Annotated in this window: 19 protein-coding genes; 16 read left to right on the top strand and 3 right to left on the bottom strand. The window is 62.1% G+C overall.

Features of this window, described 5'->3' with window-relative positions; genetic code table 11:
• On the bottom strand, positions 1–235 hold a 235-nt coding region (locus LGQ03_RS16175; protein WP_319004510.1), incomplete at its 3' end, for a MarR family winged helix-turn-helix transcriptional regulator.
• A gap of 195 nt (positions 236–430) precedes the next feature.
• Between LGQ03_RS16175 and LGQ03_RS16170 the strand changes: the two genes are divergently transcribed.
• From LGQ03_RS16170 to LGQ03_RS16100, 15 genes are all read left to right on the top strand, one after another.
• The gene (locus tag LGQ03_RS16170) at positions 431–1,303 is read left to right on the top strand and encodes an urease accessory protein UreD (RefSeq protein WP_226749241.1); all 873 of its coding nucleotides are present in this window, start codon (positions 431–433) and stop codon (positions 1,301–1,303) included.
• On the top strand, positions 1,304–1,606 hold the full coding sequence (locus tag LGQ03_RS16165; RefSeq protein WP_056037736.1) for an urease subunit gamma: 303 nt from the start codon (positions 1,304–1,306) through the stop codon (positions 1,604–1,606).
• A 39-nt stretch (positions 1,607–1,645) separates the two neighbouring features.
• Positions 1,646–1,951, top strand: a complete 306-nt coding sequence (locus LGQ03_RS16160; protein WP_226749240.1) for an urease subunit beta — start codon at positions 1,646–1,648, stop codon at positions 1,949–1,951.
• Position 1,952: 1 nt separating this feature from the next.
• Positions 1,953–3,692 carry an urease subunit alpha gene (gene ureC / locus LGQ03_RS16155; protein WP_226749239.1) on the top strand — a complete coding sequence of 580 codons (1,740 nt, stop codon included), beginning with the start codon at positions 1,953–1,955 and terminating at the stop codon, positions 3,690–3,692.
• A gap of 210 nt (positions 3,693–3,902) precedes the next feature.
• Entirely contained in the window at positions 3,903–4,046 is a 144-nt protein-coding gene (locus tag LGQ03_RS16150; protein WP_226749238.1) for a hypothetical protein, read from the top strand.
• A gap of 132 nt (positions 4,047–4,178) precedes the next feature.
• A complete protein-coding gene (locus LGQ03_RS16145; protein ID WP_226749237.1) occupies positions 4,179–4,394 on the top strand; it encodes a hypothetical protein in 216 nt (71 codons plus the stop codon).
• A 19-nt stretch (positions 4,395–4,413) separates the two neighbouring features.
• Positions 4,414–4,878, top strand: a complete 465-nt coding sequence (locus LGQ03_RS16140) for an urease accessory protein UreE (RefSeq protein ID WP_226749236.1) — start codon at positions 4,414–4,416, stop codon at positions 4,876–4,878.
• The gene (locus tag LGQ03_RS16135; RefSeq protein WP_226749235.1) at positions 4,871–5,506 is read left to right on the top strand and encodes an urease accessory protein UreF; all 636 of its coding nucleotides are present in this window, start codon (positions 4,871–4,873) and stop codon (positions 5,504–5,506) included. Before LGQ03_RS16140 ends, LGQ03_RS16135 begins: the two co-directional genes overlap by 8 nt.
• Positions 5,503–6,114, top strand: a complete 612-nt coding sequence (gene ureG / locus LGQ03_RS16130; protein WP_226749234.1) for an urease accessory protein UreG — start codon at positions 5,503–5,505, stop codon at positions 6,112–6,114. Before LGQ03_RS16135 ends, ureG begins: the two co-directional genes overlap by 4 nt.
• Before the next feature lie 229 nt (positions 6,115–6,343).
• Positions 6,344–9,226, top strand: a complete 2,883-nt coding sequence (locus tag LGQ03_RS16125; protein ID WP_226749233.1) for a monovalent cation/H+ antiporter subunit A — start codon at positions 6,344–6,346, stop codon at positions 9,224–9,226.
• A 2-nt stretch (positions 9,227–9,228) separates the two neighbouring features.
• Complete coding sequence (locus tag LGQ03_RS16120; protein WP_226749232.1) at positions 9,229–9,606, top strand: Na+/H+ antiporter subunit C; 378 nt, start codon at positions 9,229–9,231, stop codon at positions 9,604–9,606.
• On the top strand, positions 9,603–11,225 hold the full coding sequence (locus LGQ03_RS16115) for a monovalent cation/H+ antiporter subunit D (RefSeq protein ID WP_226749231.1): 1,623 nt from the start codon (positions 9,603–9,605) through the stop codon (positions 11,223–11,225). The genes LGQ03_RS16120 and LGQ03_RS16115 overlap by 4 nt, the downstream gene beginning before the upstream one ends.
• Position 11,226: 1 nt before the next feature.
• Complete coding sequence (locus tag LGQ03_RS16110; protein ID WP_226749230.1) at positions 11,227–11,733, top strand: Na+/H+ antiporter subunit E; 507 nt, start codon at positions 11,227–11,229, stop codon at positions 11,731–11,733.
• The gene (locus LGQ03_RS16105) at positions 11,730–11,999 is read left to right on the top strand and encodes a K+/H+ antiporter subunit F (protein ID WP_090161209.1); all 270 of its coding nucleotides are present in this window, start codon (positions 11,730–11,732) and stop codon (positions 11,997–11,999) included. The genes LGQ03_RS16110 and LGQ03_RS16105 overlap by 4 nt, the downstream gene beginning before the upstream one ends.
• Complete coding sequence (locus LGQ03_RS16100) at positions 11,996–12,358, top strand: Na+/H+ antiporter subunit G (RefSeq protein ID WP_226749229.1); 363 nt, start codon at positions 11,996–11,998, stop codon at positions 12,356–12,358. The genes LGQ03_RS16105 and LGQ03_RS16100 overlap by 4 nt, the downstream gene beginning before the upstream one ends.
• A gap of 91 nt (positions 12,359–12,449) precedes the next feature.
• Here the strand turns inward: LGQ03_RS16100 and LGQ03_RS16095 are convergent, their stop codons facing one another.
• Both LGQ03_RS16095 and LGQ03_RS16090 read right to left on the bottom strand, forming a co-directional pair.
• Entirely contained in the window at positions 12,450–13,400 is a 951-nt protein-coding gene (locus LGQ03_RS16095; protein WP_226749228.1) for a ParB/RepB/Spo0J family partition protein, read from the bottom strand.
• Complete coding sequence (locus LGQ03_RS16090) at positions 13,397–14,596, bottom strand: AAA family ATPase (protein WP_226749227.1); 1,200 nt, start codon at positions 14,594–14,596, stop codon at positions 13,397–13,399. The genes LGQ03_RS16095 and LGQ03_RS16090 overlap by 4 nt, the downstream gene beginning before the upstream one ends.
• A gap of 585 nt (positions 14,597–15,181) precedes the next feature.
• On the opposite strand from LGQ03_RS16090, the gene LGQ03_RS16085 reads away from it, so the two are divergent.
• Entirely contained in the window at positions 15,182–16,192 is a 1,011-nt protein-coding gene (locus tag LGQ03_RS16085; RefSeq protein ID WP_090161200.1) for a replication initiation protein, read from the top strand.
• Positions 16,193–16,210: the final 18 nt, after the last annotated feature.

Below are 16,210 nucleotides of genomic sequence, written 5' to 3'. Positions count from 1 at the left end.
CGTCGATCAGCGCGACCATGCCGGACCGTTCCACACCCAGCGCACGGGCCAATTCGCTTTGCGTGATGCCTTGCTGGCCCACGACCATGGCCAGTGCGGAAAACACGCGCGTCGACAGGCCCGCGTCACCCATGATGTCGCGAAAATCGGCATGCACGGTGACATAGGCCCGTTTCAGATGATACCCGAGGAAATCGCGCAGCAGGATTTCCGGGTCTGTCTCGGGCTCTGACATGATGCTCCTTTCGGGGATCAGATTGTTTAGTTACATAACAGTTACAGGTTTCAACAACCTGCTGTCCACGAAAACCGCAGACCGATTTGCAAGATCTGTCCGAAAACGCGGCCCACTGCCCAAGAAACAGGCAGCACGCAAAATCACGGTGATCCCGCAACGGCCTGTTGCGCGGGGTCGGTTGACTTATCCCGGATGCGGTCACCAAGGTTTTGCAGATCAGAGGAGCCTGCCATCACCGTCCCGTCCCCCAGCCTGTCGCCCGCGACACCCGTGCCTGCCGTCCGGTCCCATGGCCGGGTCGACCTGTGCGTGCAGGCGCGCGATGACGGCACAGGGATCGCGCGGTTGCGCACCTCTGGCTGTCTGAAACTGCTGTTTCCCACGGGACGCGATCCGCTGACGGCTGTGCTGCTGAACACATCCGGCGGGCTGACCGGCGGCGACGATCTGGGTGTCACGCTGGACGCCCGTCCCGGCGCGCATCTGGCCCTGACCACGCAGGCGGCCGAAAGGATCTACAAGGCATCGCACGGCACCGCCCGCGTTGTGAACACCATCACCGCCCAGGCCGGTAGTACCGTGATGTGGCTGCCGCAGGACACGATCCTGTTCGACGCATCCGGCCTGAACCGCAGGCTGCACTGCGAAGTCGCACCCACCGCCACCGCCCTGTTGGTGGAACCGGTCGTCTTTGGCCGGGCACTGTCGGGCGAGGCGCTGCGCGACATTACCTATACCGACCGCATCCATGTCACCCGCGACGGCGCGCCATTGGTATCTGATGCGATCCACATCCGCGGTGACGCACAGGCACAACTGGCCCGCGCAGCCACCGCAGGTGGTGCCGGTGCCATGGCCACGCTGATCTATGCCGCCCCCGACGCAGGCAACCGCCTGGACGCCTTGCGCACGGCCATCGGCGGTGGCGGTGCCGCCAGCAGCCCGCGCGACGGCGTGATCTGCGCCCGCCTGCTGGCCGCCGACAGCTTTGAACTGCGCCGCACCCTGACGCGCGCCCTGACCCTGTTGGCCGGGTCCGCCCTGCCCCCAAGCTGGAGATTGTGAATGAACCTGACGCCCCGCGAAAAGGACAAACTGCTGATCGCCATGGCCGCCGAGGTCGCGCGCAAGCGCCTCGCGCGTGGTGTAAAGCTCAACCACCCCGAAGCGATCGCGCTGATCACCGACACCGTGGTCGAGGGTGCCCGCGACGGCCGGTCGGTGTCTGAGATGATGCAGGCCGGTGCCGAGGTCGTCACCCGCGATCAATGCATGGAAGGCGTGCCCGAGATGATCCACGACGTACAGGTCGAGGCGACCTTTCCCGACGGCACAAAACTGGTGACGGTCCATGATCCGATCCGTTGAATCTGAGTATTTTTGGCAAGATGATGCAGGAGACCCGCGATGATCCCCGGTGAGATAATGACGGCAGAGGGTGAGATCACCCTGAATGCCGACCGCGAGGCCGTGACGCTGATGGTGGCCAATACCGGCGACCGGCCCGTGCAGGTCGGCAGTCACTATCATTTCGCCGAAACCAACCCGGCGCTGGATTTCGACCGCGACGCCGCGCGTGGCTGTCGTCTGGATATCGCCGCAGGCACCGCCGTGCGGTTCGAGCCGGGACAAAGGCGCGAGGTGAACGTGATCCCCTTTGCCGGTGGCCGCGTCGTTTACGGATTCAACCAGACCGTCATGGGGGACCTCTGACATGGCCACCAGTATTTCCCGTGCATCCTATGCCGCGATGTATGGTCCGACCGTCGGCGACCGCGTGCGGCTGGCCGACACCGACCTGATCATCGAGGTCGAACGCGACCTGACCGCGACACGCGGTGACGGCGGCAACGCCCTGCACTACGGCGAAGAGGTAAAATTCGGCGGCGGCAAGGTCATCCGCGACGGTATGGGGCAGTCACAGGTCACCCGCGCCGCAGGGGCCGTCGACACGGTCATCACCAACGCGCTGATCGTGGACTGGACCGGCATCTACAAGGCCGACGTCGGCCTGCGCGACGGCCGCATCCACAAGATCGGCAAGGCAGGCAATCCCGACACCCAGCCCGGCGTCGATATCATCATCGGACCGGGGACAGAGATCATCGCCGGTGAGGGACGCATCCTGACTGCCGGTGGTTTCGACAGCCATATCCATTTCATCTGCCCTCAGCAGATCGACGATGCGCTGCATTCCGGCGTGACCACCATGCTGGGCGGCGGCACCGGCCCCGCACATGGATCGCTGGCCACCACCTGCACGCCGGGTCCCTGGCACCTGGCGCGGATGCTGCAATCGGCGGATGCCTTTGCGATGAACCTCGCCTTTGCGGGCAAGGGCAACGCCAGCCTGCCCGCCGGGTTGGAGGAACAGGTGCTGGGCGGGGCCTGCGCGCTGAAACTGCACGAGGACTGGGGCACCACCCCTGCCGCGATCGACTGCTGTCTGAGTGTCGCCGACGCGATGGACGTGCAGGTGATGATCCACACCGATACGCTGAACGAGTCCGGGTTCGTCGAACACACGCTGAACGCCATCAAGGGCCGCACGATCCACGCGTTCCACACCGAAGGGGCGGGCGGGGGTCATGCGCCGGATATCATCAAGATCTGTGGCGAACAGAACGTACTGCCGTCGTCCACCAACCCGACCCGGCCCTTTACCGTGAACACGGTCGAGGAACATCTAGATATGCTGATGGTGTGCCACCATCTGGACAAATCCATTCCCGAGGATATCGCATTCGCCGAAAGCCGGATCCGCCGCGAAACCATCGCGGCCGAGGATATCCTGCACGACATGGGCGCGTTTTCGATCATCGCGAGTGACAGTCAGGCGATGGGCCGCGTGGGCGAAGTGCTGATCCGCACTTGGCAGACCGCCGACAAGATGCGCAAGCAGCGCGGTCGCCTGCCAGAGGAGACGGGCGACAACGACAATGTCCGCGTGCGCCGCTATATCGCGAAATACACGATCAACCCCGCGATCGCCCATGGCATCAGCGCCCACATCGGCAGCATCGAGGCAGGCAAGCGCGCCGATCTGGTGCTGTGGAATCCCGCGTTTTTCGGGGTGAAACCGGAAATGGTCCTGATGGGCGGCACTATCGTCATGGCACAGATGGGTGATCCGAACGCCTCGATCCCAACACCGCAACCAGTCTATTCGCGGCCCATGTGGGGGGCCTACGGGCGCAGTGTCGAACACTCCGCCGTGACCTTTGTGTCTGGTGCTGCACAGGACGACGGCATCCGCGACCGCCTTGGCCTGGCGAAACAGACGCTGGCGGTGGAAAACACCCGCAATATCGGTAAGCGCGATCTGAAATTGAACGACGCCACGCCCACCGTCGAGGTCGATCCCGAAACCTACGAGGTCCGCGCCGACGGCGAATTGTTGACCTGCCAACCGGCAGAGGTTCTGCCGATGGCCCAGCGGTATTTCATGTTCTGATGGCAGGTTCAGCTTTCCACCTGCTGCAGTGCAGCATTGCCAGAATGGTTGTCGCAGGACAGCCCCGATCCGCCTGTCTTGAGCGAGAGGGGAGGAAACCACAGACGGCTAATCAAAAGGTTTCAACTAGCTTATCACTACACCGCACATCACGACCTTCACGGGTTTCTCGCGACAGCGCGGCAACATCTGGCCGGTTTCGGTCGCGGCTTGGAAGCCTGCGCCCACCGCAAATCACGCTTGTACCAGATCGAACGGCTCAACGCGAAAACCGGTGCGGAGCTGGCCGAAATGGGTCTGCGTCGTCAGGACATCACACGCCATGTCTTTGTCGGTCTGATGAACACGTTCTGAAATCGCGATCCGGGGGGCAATCCCGCACAGTGCATGACGGACTTGCACCTACCCCCCTGACGCATCCCGGTGGTCAGGGCCACCTCTGGTGTATGGGGCCGTTGCCCCGCCACATGCATCAAGAGGTTGACCATGCCACTCGACACCACCTTGCCGACCGACCTGCAAACACAGGTGGACGATTATTTCGCCACGCTGGGTCAGGGGTTCAACGCCGGAACGATCCGGCAGGAACGCACCGCGCGATTGATCGCACTGAACGCGATGACAGACACAGAGCTGGCGCAGCAGGGTCTGACCCGCGCCGACATTCCAAACCACGTTTTCAGCGACCTGTTTCCAAAATGAAACTGACCGCGGTGGCAGCATGACGGACATGCCCACCGCCCAGCACGTCGAACCGTTCGGCGGGTCCGCTGTCGATACCGTGACACTGGATTACGAATCGCGGTTCCTGCGCCGCCGCGTATTGACGACCGACACCGGGGTGCGGTTCCTCGTGGATTTGCCACACACCACATCACTGAACGCGGGTGACGCGCTGGTCCTGAACGACGGGCCGCGCATTCGCGTGCAGGCCGCGGCCGAGGATGTGTTGCTGATCACCGGCACGAACCTCGCCCGGATTGCCTGGCATATCGGCAACCGGCACACGCCCTGCCAGATCGCGGCCGACCATCTGCTGATCAAGGCCGATGACGTCATCCGGCACATGCTGGAAACCATCGGGGCCAGTGTCACGCCCGATTGCCAGCCATTCACGCCCGAGGGCGGCGCCTATGGACACGGGCGCACCCATGCCCACGAACATGGCCATACGGCTCATGACTGACGCAAGGCTGTTGACCCTGATGCAATGGCTGTCGCCCGCATTCCCGCTGGGCAGCTTCTCCTATTCGCACGGGGTCGAGGCGGCGGTTGCGGCGGGCCTGATCCACGACGCGGACAGCCTGACCGGCTGGCTGACCGATGTGCTGCGCCATGGCACGGGCCGCAGCGACGCAATCTGGCTCAGGCTGGCGGCAGAAACCGACGATCTGACTGCACTGAACGCGCAATGCCGCGCCTATGTGCCCGCCCGCGAACGACTGGCCGAGGCTGACCGCCAGGGGGCCGCGTTCTGCAACCTCGCGCGTCAGGTCTGGGGTATCGACATGGCCGACGTGACGCTTGCTCCTGCTGTGGGCCATGCCGCCCGTCAGATCGGCATGGACATCGACACTGTCGTGCCGCTGTTTCTGTCATCCTTTGCCGGAAACCTCGTTGCGGGCGCGCAGCGTCTGTTGCCACTGGGGCAGACCCGGGCGCAGGCAATCAACGCGGCACTTCACCCGGTCTGCATCGCGGTCGCCAGCAATACGCGCGGCGCGACCATCGACGACATTCATTCCACCGCCCTGATGTCCGACATCATGGCGATGACCCACGAAACCCAAACCGTCAGGCTGTTTCAATCATGACCACACTTAATGGCCCGCTGCGCATCGGCATCGGCGGCCCCGTCGGCGCGGGTAAAACAACCCTGACGGCCCGTTTGGCCGAACGGCTGAAATCCGAATTTTCCATCGCGGTCATCACCAACGACATCTATACTCAAGAGGACGCAGAGGCCTTGATGCGGATGCAGATCCTGCCCGCCGACCGCGTCATGGGTGTGGAAACCGGCGGTTGTCCCCACACGGCGATCCGCGAAGACGCCAGCATCAACCTGGCTGCCATCGACCGGATGAACAAACGCCACCCCGACCTGCAAATCGTCCTGATCGAAAGCGGCGGCGACAACCTGTCCGCCACATTCAGCCCCGAACTGGCAGACATCACCATCTATGTCATCGACACCGCTGCCGGAGAGGACATCCCCCGCAAGGGCGGACCCGCGCTGACCCGGTCCGATGTGCTGGTGGTGAACAAGACCGACCTTGCGCCCTATGTCGGCGCCAACCTCGACCGGATGCGGGCCGATGCCGCCACCGCGAGGGGAGACCGCCCGTTCGTGTTCGCGTCCTTGAAATCCGGTGACGGCGTGGACGAGGTGATCGCCCAGATCCGAAATTTTGGCGGTTTATGACGAAAAGCGGCTTGTCGGGGTCTTGGACTGCGGCAAAGGCGTCTTAAATGGCATCAAGGAAACGTGACAAAGGATATTGCAGGCAGTGAGGCCCCTATCGTGACCCCGCTCATTCTTTGGTGTGCGCCCCGGCGCGCGCCCGTCCTGTCCGGTTTCCCTCGTCAATCTTTCCGCACTGGTGTAGGCGTCCGCCACCCCGACCGCGCTAGCCAGAGGTGACCCCAGACCCGTGTCCCTATTCCTGATCGCTCTTTTGCCCTTTTTGGGCGCGTTGTTGCCGGGTCTGATGATCCACGCGGGCCGCCAAGCCTGTTTCATGGCGACGTTCCTTGTCACCGGCCTGACCACCGTCGGCCTGCTGGTCCATGCCCCCGACGTTCTGGGCGGAGAGGTCATCCAAGCGCAGCTGAACTGGATTCCGTCGCTGGGACTGAACGTCAATCTGTTCCTTGATCCGCTGGGCTTCTTCTTTGCCGGGTTGATCCTGATCATCGGCCTGCTCGTGATCGTCTACGCGCGCTACTACCTGTCGCGTCAGGACAACATGGGTGAATTCTACAGCTATCTGCTGCTGTTTCAGGGCGCGATGGTCGGCATCGTGCTGTCCGACAACATCCTGATGCTGGTGGTTTTCTGGGAACTCACGTCGCTGTCGTCCTTTCTGCTGATCGGGTTCTGGAAACATCTGCCTGCGGGCCGTCAGGGTGCGCGCATGGCGCTGACCACGACGGGCATGGGCGGTCTGGCCTTGATCGGTGGCATGATCCTGCTGGGACAGGCTGGCGGCAGCTATGACCTGACCACGCTGCTGCAAAACCGCGAGATGGTGCAGGCATCCCCGCTGTATATTCCCGCGCTGCTGCTGATCCTGCTGGGCTGTTTCACGAAATCCGCGCAGTTCCCGTTCCACTACTGGCTGCCGCATGCCATGGCCGCCCCCACGCCCGTGTCGGCCTATCTGCACTCTGCCACCATGGTAAAGGCCGGGTTGTTCCTGATGGCGCGCCTCTGGCCCGTTCTGGCCGGGACCGAGGCCTGGACATATATCGTCTGCACCGCAGGCCTTTTGACCATGGTGATCGCGGCCTTCATCGCGTTCTTCAAACATGACCTCAAGGCGCTCTTGGCGTTTTCGACCATCTCGCATCTGGGTCTGATCACGTTCCTTTTGGGCACCGGCACGCCGTTCGGTGTCATGGCCGCCGTGTTCCACATCCTGAACCACGCCACGTTCAAGGCCGCACTGTTCATGACCGCCGGCATCGTCGATCACGAGGCGCACACCCGCGACATGACCCGGCTGGGCGGGTTGCGGCACCTGATGCCGATCACCTTTATGATCGCCACACTCGCATCGCTGTCGATGGCGGGTATCCCACTGCTCAACGGCTTTATTTCCAAGGAAATGATGCTCGAAGAAGCGACCGTCACCACCCTTTATGGCTCGCCCTGGCTGGTGACCATCGTGGCGACCGTGGGCGCGCTGTTCTCTGCTGCCTATTCGTTCCGTTTCCTCGGTCACACCTTCTTTGGCCCGAAACGCAGCGATTATCCCGCCACGCCGCATGATCCCGGTGTCGGGCTGTGGCTGTCCCCTGCCCTGCTGACGATCCCCGTGGTCGTGCTGGGTGTGGCACCCTTCCTTGCCGAACCCTTTGTGAAAACCGTGACCGCCGCCGTACTGGGTGACGAATCACTGGTCCCGGACAAATATCTGGCGCTGTGGCACGGGTTCAACCTGCCGCTGCTGATGTCGGTCATCGCCGTGATCGGCGGCATCCTGATGCTGCTGGCCTACAAGCCACTGATCAAGGCATGGGACAACACCCCCCGCCCCGAGGCCAAGACGATATTCGAGGCGCTGCTGGGAGGGTGCGGCACCGCTGCAAACCGCTTTGCCGAAGGCCTGCATAACGGCAGTTTCACCCGCTACGCCGCGATCATGATCGTGACGACAACAGCGGTCGGTGCCTTTGCATGGATCACCGGCACATCACTGGCCCAAGGCCGCGACATGCTGCCGATCACGCCACCGGCCTTTGCCGGATGGGCGATGCTGGTCGCCGCGACCGTGTTCATGGTGCGGGTGCATCGCAACCGTCTGGCCACGCTGATCCTGATGGGAATCGTAGGTCTGATCGTGTCCGTCGGGTTCAACTATTTCTCGGCCCCCGACCTTGCACTGACACAAATCTCGGTCGAGGTGGTGACGATCATCCTGCTTTTGCTGGCGCTGAATTTCCTGCCCAACAGCACGCCGGTCGAATCCAGCCCGGCCCGCCGGACCCGTGACGGCGTGATCGCGGTGCTGGGCGGTGTGGCGACCACCTTGCTGATGTATTCCATCCTGATGTCGGATTTCCCGGCAGCCTCGATCAGCGAATATTTCCTGGCCAATTCCTACAAGGGCGGCGGCGGCGACAACGTGGTCAACGTCATCCTCGTGGATTTCCGTGGATTCGATACCTTTGGCGAGATCATCGTGCTGGGGATCGCAGCACTCGTGATCTATGCCCTGACGGAATCGCTGCTGTCGTCGTCCGTGCGCGCGCGTCTGCTGAACCGCGGCTACGAAGAGGAACAGGCAGGCGACGCGCATCCGCTGATGATGGTCGTGTTGACCCGCGTGATGATGCCCGTGGTGTTGATGGTGGGTTTCTACATCTTCTTGCGCGGCCACAACGAGCCGGGCGGCGGGTTCATTTCCGGCCTCGTCGTCGCAATCGCGGTTGTGATGCAGTACATGGCGTCGGGTTTTGCCTGGGCCGAACGGCGCCAGCGCTATCCCTATCACGGGATCATCGGCGCAGGCGTGCTGGTGGCCGGTCTGACGGGGATTGGCAGCTGGTTTGCGGGCGCGCCGTTCCTCAGCTCTGCCTTCGGATATTTCCGCATTCCGCCGATGAACGAATTCGAACTGGCGACGGCAATGGCTTTTGACCTAGGCGTGTTCCTCGCCGTGGTCGGTGCGGTGATGCTCAGCCTTGAATCCTACTCGCGCCTTGCACGGCGCCAGGGGGATGAAACCAACGAACACGCGATGGACATCGATCCCTCCCGAGAGGTGCCGCCCCTGGGCAGCCTTCGCAACACAGCGCAGAAGGAGGGCTGAACATGGAACTTCTTGTCGCAACCGCCGTGGGCATGCTCACGGCATCGGGGATCTACATGGTACTGCGGCTGCGGACCTTTCCGGTGATCATCGGGATTTCGCTGCTGACCTACGCCGTCAACGTGTTCCTGTTTGGATCGGGCCGCCTGCTGCCCAACGCCCCGGCCGTGCTGACCGACGGGGTGGACATCTATTCCGACCCGCTGCCGCAGGCGCTGGTGCTGACCGCCATCGTGATTTCATTCGGCATGACCGCCGTCGTGGTGATCGTGGCGCTGGGGTCATGGCTCGCCAATGACGACGACATGGTGGACACCCCCAACGTGGACACCGAACCAGATGCGGCCGATGACCAAGCGCGCGGGGGGGCACAATCATGACCCATTGGTTGATCCTGCCCATTCTGCTGCCGGGCATGCTGGCGGCGATCCTGGTGATGGTCACGCGCTATCACCGGGTCCTGCAACGCACCTTTTCGCTGGCCGGATCGGTCCTGACGCTGGCACTGGCCATCGGGCTGTTCTGGCGCGCATCCGACGGCACCATCGACATCTATCAGCTGGGCAACTGGCAGGCCCCGTTCGGGATCGTGCTGGTCGCGGATCGGCTGTCGACGCTGATGGTGCTGATCACCGCCATTCTGGCGCCGCTAGTCCTGCTTTATGCCATCGGGTCGGGTTGGGATGAACGGGGGCGGCATTTCCATCCGCTGTTCCAGTTCCAGATCATGGGCATCATGGGCGCCTTTCTGACAGGCGACATGTTCAACCTGTTCGTGTTCTTTGAAATTCTGCTGATCGCCAGCTATGGTCTGATGATCCACGGCGGCGGGGCCGACCGGTTGCGCGCGGGCACGCAATACGTGCTGTTCAACTTGCTGGGATCGACGTTGTTTCTGTTCGCGCTCGGCACGCTTTATGCGCAGACCGGCACGCTGAACATGGCCGACCTTGCCGTGCGGGTGGCCGCACTCGACCCAGCCGATACCGCCGGCATCCGGGTCGCTGCCGTCCTGCTGCTGCTGGTTTTCGCGATCAAGGCGGCACTCCTTCCGCTGCACTTCTGGTTGCCTGCCAGCTATGCCGAGGCCCCTGCCCCCGTCGCGGCCCTGTTCGCGATCATGACCAAGGTCGGCGCCTATTGCATCATCCGCGTCTATACGCTGGTGTTCCCGACGGACCTGTCGCTGACGCAGGGTCTGTTCGACACATGGATGATGCCCGCCGCATTGCTAACGCTCATGATGGGCATGATCGGCGTACTGGGGTCCAACCGCGTCGACCGTCTGGTCGCCTTTTCTGTCATCGGCTCCATGGGTCTGTTGCTGGCGGCGGTATCGGTGTTCACGCCGCAAGGCATTGCCGCAGCGCTGTATTATGCCGTGCATTCGACCTTTGCCGCCGCGGCGCTGTTCTTGCTGGTGGACGTGATGCGCGACCGGCGCGGCGACGTGGGCGTGCACCTGCGCAACGCAGCCCCCATCGCGGGCGGGGCGCTGGTGGCCGGCATGTTCTTTGTCGCGGCCATCGCCATGACCGGCCTGCCACCACTGTCGGGGTTTATCGGAAAACTGCTGGTCATGACCGCAGCCCTGGATCACCCGCTGGAGGCGTGGATCTGGGCCGCAATCCTGATCGGGTCGCTGATCGCGGTCGTAGGCTTTGGTCGCGCGGGCAGCCAGATTTTCTGGAAATCGCATCAGGTCGCAGCCGAAACCACCGCCCCTGACAGCGAAGCGGACGAATCCAACACCCCCGAACAGGTTCCTGCCCCGCCCGTGCTGCCTGTCGTGGCCATCGGTGGCACGCTGACGATGCTGGTCGCGCTGACCCTGTTCGCCGGTCCCGTGATGCGGACCATGGATGCAACCGCAGCACAGCTGTTCAACCCCGCGCCCTATATCGACGTTGTCCTGACAACCGAAGGCAAGGTGATCGACAGCGGCGACTACGGCGATGACACCGGCGGCAATGCCGCCACGGCCGAGGAAGGTTACTGATATGCCCCTGCGCCTGTTCTACCGGATCTTTCCGCACCCGATCCTGACGCTGATCCTGGTCGTTGTCTGGTGTCTGCTGCAAAACACCATCACGCTGGGCACCGTGGTGATGGGCCTGATCCTGGGTTTCATCATCCCGATCACGACGGCAGTCTATTGGCCGAACCGTCCCCCCCTGCCCAAACCCTGGCGGCTGGTGAATTACCTCGCGCTAGTGATGTGGGACGTGGTCGTCGCCAACATCGAGGTCGCCCGCATCGTTTTGTTCAAATCGAACGCCGCCATGCAGCCCAATTGGGTCGTCATCCCGCTGGACCTGCGTACGCCAGAGGCCATCACCATGTTGGCCGGCACCATTACCCTGACCCCCGGCACCGTCAGCGCGGACCTGTCGGCCGATGGCACGGCCCTGCTGGTACATGCGCTGGACGCACCCGACCCCGACGCCGTGCGTGACGACATCAAGGCCCGCTACGAATCCCGCCTGAAAAGGATATTTGAGGAATGATTGGAACAGCCGTTATCATCGCAATGGCCGTGGTCGGCCTTGCCCAGATCCTCGCCATGGTCCGCCTTGTGCGTGGACCCATGGTCGGTGACCGTATCCTGGCACTTGATACGATGGTCATCAACGCCATCGCCCTGATCGTCCTGCTGGGCATCCACTGGGGCACCGCCGTCTATTACGAAAGCGCGCTGATCATCGCCATGCTGGGCTTTGTCTCATCGGTCGCGCTGTGTCGTTTCGTGCTGCGGGGGGACATCATCGAATGATCGCAACAATCCTCGATATCCTGATCGTCGCGTCGCTCGCCGTTGGCGCCCTGTTCATTCTGGTGGGCTCCTTTGGTCTGCTGAAGCTCGACAATTGCATGTCGCGCCTGCATGCCCCGACCAAGGCCTCGACCCTTGGCATCGGATCGCTGTTGGTGGCGTCAATGCTCTATGCTTTTGCCTATGGCGACGGGTCGCTGAACGAGGTGCTGATCATGGCGTTTCTCTTTGTGACCGCCCCGATCACCGGAAACTTCATCTCGAAAACGCACCTGCATGGCCGCCGCAAACATACCGACGTGCCACCACCGCCGCAGGACAAAATCTGGGCGACCGACGCCAAGAACACCGGAGCCTGATCTTACATTTTGGGTGCGCGAAATTGCGCACCCAAAAATTCCTGTATCAATCTGATTTAAAAGCAGAATATGGGCGATTGCCAATTGGCAATCAGCCCTTTGCACGATCCTTGAGATAGGATTCGACTGCCGCGCGGATCGCTGCATCCGGCAAGGTGCTGGAAAATTTCAGCGCCGTCGTTGTGCCCTGCCGGTGCACCGCAACATTCCCCAGCGGATGCGTGTAAACATTGTCGTTGGCGCGACGCTTGCGGGGTGCCTTGCCTGCCGCTTTGAGCCGGGTCATCACCTCGGCCGCCGTCAGCCCCTGCCCCGCGATGCGGTCAGCCTCGTCCAGCACACGTTCTGCCGCATCGTCCTTGACCATCACCGCACGCAACTGACGCGCGTGCAGTTCACGCACCTCTCGGATCGACGGAAAGGCCGCGACGATCCGCGGGTCCAGCTTTGCCAGTTGCAGGAACCGCGACAGAAACGCGGGCGACACTTGCAAACGGTCGGCCATGACCTTTTGCTGACCACCGTAATAGGTCTCTACCGCGCGGGCGTAATCCTGCGCGCGTTCATAATCGCTGATGTCCTCGCGGTCGCGGTTTTCGATATCGGCAAGGCGAAACGCCTCTTCGTCGGTCAGGTCGCGCTCTTCGATCAGATAGCGGAATTGGGGGTAATTGTTCGCCCGCAGCCAGGACACCGCGAAATGCCGCCGCGCGCCGCAGATCACTTCGTATTCTGCGTCCGTGCCGTTCAGCTTGCGCACGATCGCGGGGAATTCTTGCTGGCCCTGTGCGCGCAGCCCTTCGATCAGGTCAGCGCAGTTTTCGGCCGTCAGCAGGTCGTAGGCGCGGTTATGCCCTTTCCACATCACGCAGGTGGCCGGATCGACCAACCGCAACACCTTTTCCTGACGCTGCCCACCGACCTGATCGGCCATCGCGTTGGACCGTTTCAGAAACCGGGCAGACCCGCGCGGTTCCGGCGTTTCATCTGCACCCAGATCGTTCAGGATGTCGTCAAAGATGGCGTCGTGCTTCTTGCTCATAGGATCCCCTCCTTGCGCAGGCGCGCGGTGTGACTGGGCCATGTCTTGCGAATTTCAGTCTCTATCTCACGGCCCACGGCGTCCAGATAGACCCGGCAGCGCTTGTGTGTTTCCGACCGTGTCGCAGCCCCCGTCAACTCGTAGACCGTCATCAGGTTGGCGGCGGCGTTGTCGATTTCCGCACTGTCCTTCAACACGGCGTTCAGCATGTCTTGCGGGAACACCGCGTCCATCATCCGCTTGATTGCCTGATGCGCGCTTTTCTGGTCGTTCATCTTGGTGGCGAGGATCTTAACAAAGTCATACCCCCGCGTGCCGCCATGTTGCGCAAGCTCGCCCAGCGTGCTGGACATCATTTTCAGAAAATGCGCGGTCGAGCCAAAGTCGATGTTGTTGGGCGGTGCAGGTACGACGATCGCATTCGCGGCCCGCAACACGGAAAGTGAGATCATGCCAAGCGCGGGCGGCGGGTCCAGCAGGATGACGTCAAACTGGTCGGAAATCGTCTCTAACCCCGCCCTTAGTCTATCAAGAACGAAATCCTGTTCCCGCACCATCCGTGCTGCAAATTCGTATTCCGCGTCATACAGCCCCAAGTTTGCCGGGATCAGTGCAATGCCCGGCCAGTAGGTCGCGCGCAAAGCATAATGCAGCGTGGAGGGGCCGCCGTGGCGAAAGAACGGATAGAGCGTGTCTTCCTCTTCGTCGACGTCCACATCGGGGTTCAGCCCGAACACGCTGGTGGTCGAGGCCTGGCTGTCACAATCGACGACGCAAACGCGGTAGCCCTTTTGTGCCAGGTATTGCGCCAGATGCGCCACAACCGTGGATTTGCCGACCCCACCCTTGAAGTTCTGGATCGCCAGCACCATCGCAGGATCATCAGGCGCACGGTGCGGTAGCGTTCCGAACACCTCGCGCATGCGGTTCACGTCGGCCAGCGAATAGCCCGTGCGCCGGTTGGTATCCGGGTCCTTGTCAGGTGTGGGTAGCCGACCATCATCCTCGGCGTCGCGGATCGCCTTTTCGGTGCGGCCGCACATTTCGGCGGCGGTGCGTACGTTATAGCGCACATCCAGCGTCTTGGCCGTGCCAGGCGAAAACACCCGCGCCCGCAATTTTTCGATGACTCGGCCCGCGCGTGACGCGAGAGCATCGATCTCTGCCAGCTCGATTGGGTAGCTCTGCTCTTCCATGACCTGTCCGCCATATTGTTTTGCAACAGAATGCCTTGTGCGGCCTTTGCAGACAAGTGCGATATTCAGCGGTACGCCATTCAAAAATCGAACCTTGGCTCAGTCACCGCCCAGCATTGGAAGTTTTACAGGTGCGAGCTGTAATATGCCACCTGATCTGGGCGTGATGGCAGTCTAGCGTGTCGGCCGTGCAATTGGCCCCCCTGAAAAATCAAAATCCAGAAAAACCCGATCTGTTCAGATATTCGGATTCATCTGTTCGGCAGCCTGATCCCCCTGCCCCGCAAGGCCCGCGCAGCCCTATCCCTTACGGCTTGGGATGGTTTGCGCTACGTCTGGGGTGGGATGGCGCTACGTCTGGGGTGGTCTGTCCTTACCTCTGGGGTGGGCGAAACCTTACGTTTCGGGTGGCTCGATCTGGTCGAATCGGCACGAGTCGCGATCCCCTATTTTCATGCCCTTTGCGATTCGCGGCGGGCCGCGGGTGGTGGTCTAAACCTTACAGATCGGGTGCCGTCCCGCGCGCTTGACTTACACAGATTATCATACAAAAGTAAGCGCAAGCACGTAACAGAAAGTGCGCAGATGGCAAAACCGACGCAGACATCTTACCGTACACTCGACGCGCGGCCCAGTGCCGATACGCTGATCAAACCTGGCGAACTGGTCGACCTGGTCGAAGTGACGCCGCTGACGCTGGCCGACCGGCGCATCTATAACCAGCTGCTGGAAAACGCTTGGGACGCGATCGACAAGCCCGTCACACATGTCATTGCCAAGGCGGATCTGCGCGGCAGCCACAATTCCAATGACCGGATCGGCGAATCTATCGAACGGCTGATGTCGTCCATCGTCAAGATGGAGGTGACCTGGGACGGCAAGCCGGCCATCGAACGGGTGCAGCTACTGGGTGGCAACGTCGAAATGGCGCGTGGCGACGGGTTGTTCGAATACGAAATCCCGGCGCGTCTGCGCAAGGTGATCCGCAATTCCACCGTCTTTGCGCGCCTGCAGCGCGAGGTCATGTTCGCGCTGACCTCCAAATATGCGCTGACCCTCTATGAGATGGTGCAGAAACGCGGCAACCTGCGTTGGAAATCGTCTGAGAAATTTACTCTGGATGCCATTCGCGGTGTGCTGGGCGTGCCCAAGGGCAAGCTGACATCCTGGTCGAACCTGCGATTGCGTGCGATCGAACCCGCCGTCGAAGAGGTCTGCGCGCTGTCCGACTACATGGTCGAAATCAACCCGATCAAGACAGGCCGTAGTGTCACCCATGTTGAATTGCGCTGGTGGCGCAAGGACGGTGATGCAACGGGCAAGGCGGAACGGGCGCTCAGCTTTGCCAGCACCGGGCGGCGTCAGCGCGCCACCGATGATCCCGACCTGCGCCCGCGCCCCGGCCAGCTGGATGCCAAGGGTGCGGCCCTGCAGACCCAGACGTATGAAACGGCCCGGATGCGGTTCCCGGGCTATGATATCTACTACATTGAATCCGCCTGGCGCGACTGGTCGCGGGGCAAGGCACCCGCCGATGACCCCGATCGCGCCTACCTTGCGTTCTTTCGCAAGTTTGCAGAGGCAAATCCGCTCTAAGCGATTGATTGCACGCAA

This window comes from Loktanella gaetbuli, assembly GCF_020531945.1.
Lineage (GTDB): Bacteria > Pseudomonadota > Alphaproteobacteria > Rhodobacterales > Rhodobacteraceae > Loktanella > Loktanella gaetbuli.
This window is presented reverse-complemented; position numbering and strand designations above follow the sequence as displayed.